Below are 3,295 nucleotides of genomic sequence, written 5' to 3'. Positions count from 1 at the left end.
GATGAAAATCCTCTCCTCAGTCCGCGCCTTTTCAATCGCCCGATTTCCGGGCGATTGCAAGGCGGTGAGAGCAGTAGATCCCGCTGCTATCGGACCAGGATGTTGCGGAACTGCCACGGATCGTCCTTGTCCAGGTCCTCGGGGAAGAGGCCCGGCCGGTTATCCAGTGGCGTCCAGTCGGTGTAATAGCCCCTGACCGGCCCGAGATAAGGTGACTGCACTTCGAGGCAGCGTCGATAATCCATCTCGTCGGCTTCGACGATGCCGGCGGTCGGGTTCTCCAGCGCCCAGACCATGCCGGCAAGCACCGCCGAGGTCACCTGCAGGCCGGTGGCGTTCTGGTAGGGGGCGAGCTTGCGCGCCTCGGCCAGCGAAAGCTGCGAGCCGTACCAATAGGCGTTCTTGTCATGGCCGTAGAGCAGCACGCCGAGCTCGTCGACGCCATCGACCAGTTCGTTCTCGTCCAGCACGTGGTGAACCGGCTGCGGCTTGCCGGCGGCGCCGAACATCTCGTCCAGCGACAGCAAGGCGTCGTTGCAGGGATGGTAGGCATAGTGGCAGGTCGGGCGGTATTGGACCTTGCCCTTCTTAGAGCGCACGGTGAAGAAGTCGGCGATCGAGATCGACTCGTTGTGCGTCACCAGGAGGCCGTATTGCGCGCCCGGCGTCGGGCACCAGCTGCGCACGCGCGTGTTGGCGCCGGGCTGTTCCAGATAGATCGCCGCCTTGGAGCCGTGCTTGTGCTTCTTGCCGTTCTTCGGCATCCAGTTTTCATGCGTGCCCCAGCCAAGCTCGGCCGGCTGCAGGCCCTCCGAGATGAAGCCCTCGACCGACCAGGTGTTCCAGAACACGTTCATCGGCTTCGGCTTCTTCGTGCGCTGCGTGTCGCGCTCGGCGATGTGGATGCCCTTGACGCCGGCCTTCTTCATCAGCCTTGCCCAGCCCTCGCGGTCTTCCTGCGCGGGCTCGGAAAACTCGAAACCGAGATCGGTGGCGAGATTGACCAGGGCCTTCTTGACGAACCAGGAGACCATGCCGGGATTGGCGCCGCAGGTGGAGACCGCCGTCGGGCCGCCGGGCTTGTCTTGCTTTTCCTTGATCAGCGCCTCGCGCAGCGCGTAGTTGGTGCGGCTGGCATTGTCGGCCTCGGCGTCGAAATAGAAGCCGAGCCACGGCTCCACGACCGTGTCGATGTAGAGCACGCCGAGCTTGCGGCACAGTCTCATCAGGTCCACCGAGCCGGTGTCGACCGATAGGTTGACGCAAAAGCCCTGGCCGCCGCCATTGGTCAGAAGCGGCGTGAGCAGTTTCTTGTAATTCTTCTCGGTCACCGCGTCCTGCATGAAGGTGATGCCGCGCTCGTCGAGCAGCTTGCGGTCGGTGTCGCGCGGGTCGATGACCGTCATGCGCGACTTGTCGAACTTGAAATGGCGCTCGATCAGCGGCAGCGTTCCCCGCCCGATCGAGCCGAAGCCGATCATCACGACAGGACCGGTGATTTCACCGTAAACGGGCCAGTTTTCATTCGCCATTTTTTCGCACACTCCTTCAAACACGCGCAAAACCGGGCATTTCTCGCCCGACGGCCAAGCGCTACACCACAGATCATTGTCATAAACCAGCGAAAAGCGCCAATCGCGGGTAAGCCGGTTTGGCGGCGTGGTTAAGCCGATCCGGCGATACCGTCGAGGAATGCGACCAGCCGGTCGCGGTCGGCGGTCAGGCCCTTGTAGTCGAGCTGCTGCTGGTCGAGGGCCAGGAGCTGCTCCGCGAAGGAGGCGGCCAGCGTTGTCCGGTCCGGATGGGCTTCGAGCACCTTGAGCGGATCGAGATGGATGCGGATGGTGAAGAGGATGTCGCGCGTCGCCGGCAACTTGCGCAGCGTCTGGCGCTCGACCCGGATGAAGGCGTGGGCGTTGACGTCGCCGTCGGGGAAGCGGCTTGGGCGGTTGGTGGCGCGGTCGATACGCTCGACATTGGAGAGCGGGTGATAAAGCCTGTCATCGGCCTGGATCGACCAGTTGAAGCGCTCGACCGCCTGGCCCTGCAGGCCGTCGAACATGCGGTTGATGAGCTCGGCCGGCCGTGTGCCGGGTCCAAAACCGGGCACCGGCTCGTGGATCTCCTGCAGCGGCTTGCCGAATTTTTCTTCAAGCGACCAGGACGAAGGAAAGCAGAGCGAACCGGCCGCCAGCCGCCAGCCGCGCTCGTCGCGACGCATCAGGATCAGGTCTTCCTGGACAAGCAGTGAGGCCTTTGCCAGCGGTGCTTCGCGCAGGGCAGGAGGCAGCCTCTCGATCGTCCCCTCGAAACCGATCGGCTCGACGTTCAATCCGCTACGGCGGTGCGTGCCGGGATGCGCGGCTTCGAGATGCGCGACGAGCAGGTCCAGCACTTCGCGTTGCGCGTCGCTGGTGCCATCTTCCTCGACGAAGACCTTTTCCGGGATTTCCGCGTAGAGCCGTTGCTTTTCGGTGAGATGCGGCAGCAGGAATCCGTCGACCTCGATCCAGCGGTCGAAGTCGAGCGGCTTCAGCCCGATAGCGAAGAGCTTCGAGGACCCGTCATAGGGCGTGTGGGTCGGCTGGCGGACGGTCATGCCTGTTTGGGTGCTATCCAGTTTGTGTCTCCAGCGCGGTCAGCCAAGCCGCGCCGGGATCAGCCCGCGCAGCGAGTTGCCGACGAAGATCGCCTTCGCCGCCCTCAGATCGTCGAAGCTGTAGATTGCTTCCACGGCACGGCCTTCGTCCAGAAGCGCGCCGCGCAATATTCCAGGCAAAAGGCCGCAGTCGAGGCGGGGCGTGGCGAGCGGGCCGTCGCCGAAATCGGCGAAGAGATTGGTGATCGTGCCCTCGCAGAGCTCGCCGCGCTCGTTGGCCAAAAGCACTTCGTCGGCGCGGGTGGCGAGATATTCGGCACGCGCATGCGTGTAGACCTGGCGCAGGCTTGTCTTGTGGCGCAGCAGCATGTTGGCGGAATCGAGACGGATGCGCGCCAGCTGCAACCGCCAGACCTTGTCGGCGGGCAGCGGTTCATAGGCTTGGGCGGCGGCCGTCGCTTCGCCATTGCGCTGCAAGGCAAGGCGTACGCGCATGGCAACTCCGTGTCCGCTGACGGTGTTCGAAAGCACCTCGCCGATCCGTTCGGGATCGCAGGCGAAGCCGAGTTCGGCGGCGGACGCATAAAGCCTGGCAAGGTGGCGCTCGAAGCGCTGGAAGCCCGAGCCGGGCTCCCAGCGCATGGTCTCGATCAGCTCGAAGCCGGCACCGTTCCCGTCGCGAAGCGCGCTTTCAAC

The 3,295-nt window shown here is 64.1% G+C and carries 3 protein-coding genes; all 3 read right to left on the bottom strand.

The features are described from left to right. Positions 1 to 86: 86 nt before the first annotated feature. Positions 87 to 1,532 carry a homospermidine synthase gene (locus EOD07_RS27995; protein ID WP_041004770.1) on the bottom strand — a complete coding sequence of 482 codons (1,446 nt, stop codon included), beginning with the start codon at positions 1,530 to 1,532 and terminating at the stop codon, positions 87 to 89. Between the two features lie 131 nt (positions 1,533 to 1,663). Continuing rightward, positions 1,664 to 2,599 (bottom strand): DUF3445 domain-containing protein, encoded by a 936-nt coding sequence (locus EOD07_RS27990; RefSeq protein WP_127237691.1) that lies wholly within the window; start codon positions 2,597 to 2,599, stop codon positions 1,664 to 1,666. Positions 2,600 to 2,638: 39 nt separating this feature from the next. Continuing rightward, positions 2,639 to 3,295, bottom strand: a 657-nt coding sequence (locus EOD07_RS27985) for an aminotransferase class IV family protein (RefSeq protein ID WP_245470521.1), incomplete at its 5' end; no start/stop codon positions are given.

This window comes from Mesorhizobium sp. M2C.T.Ca.TU.002.02.1.1, assembly GCF_003997225.1.
This window is presented reverse-complemented; position numbering and strand designations above follow the sequence as displayed.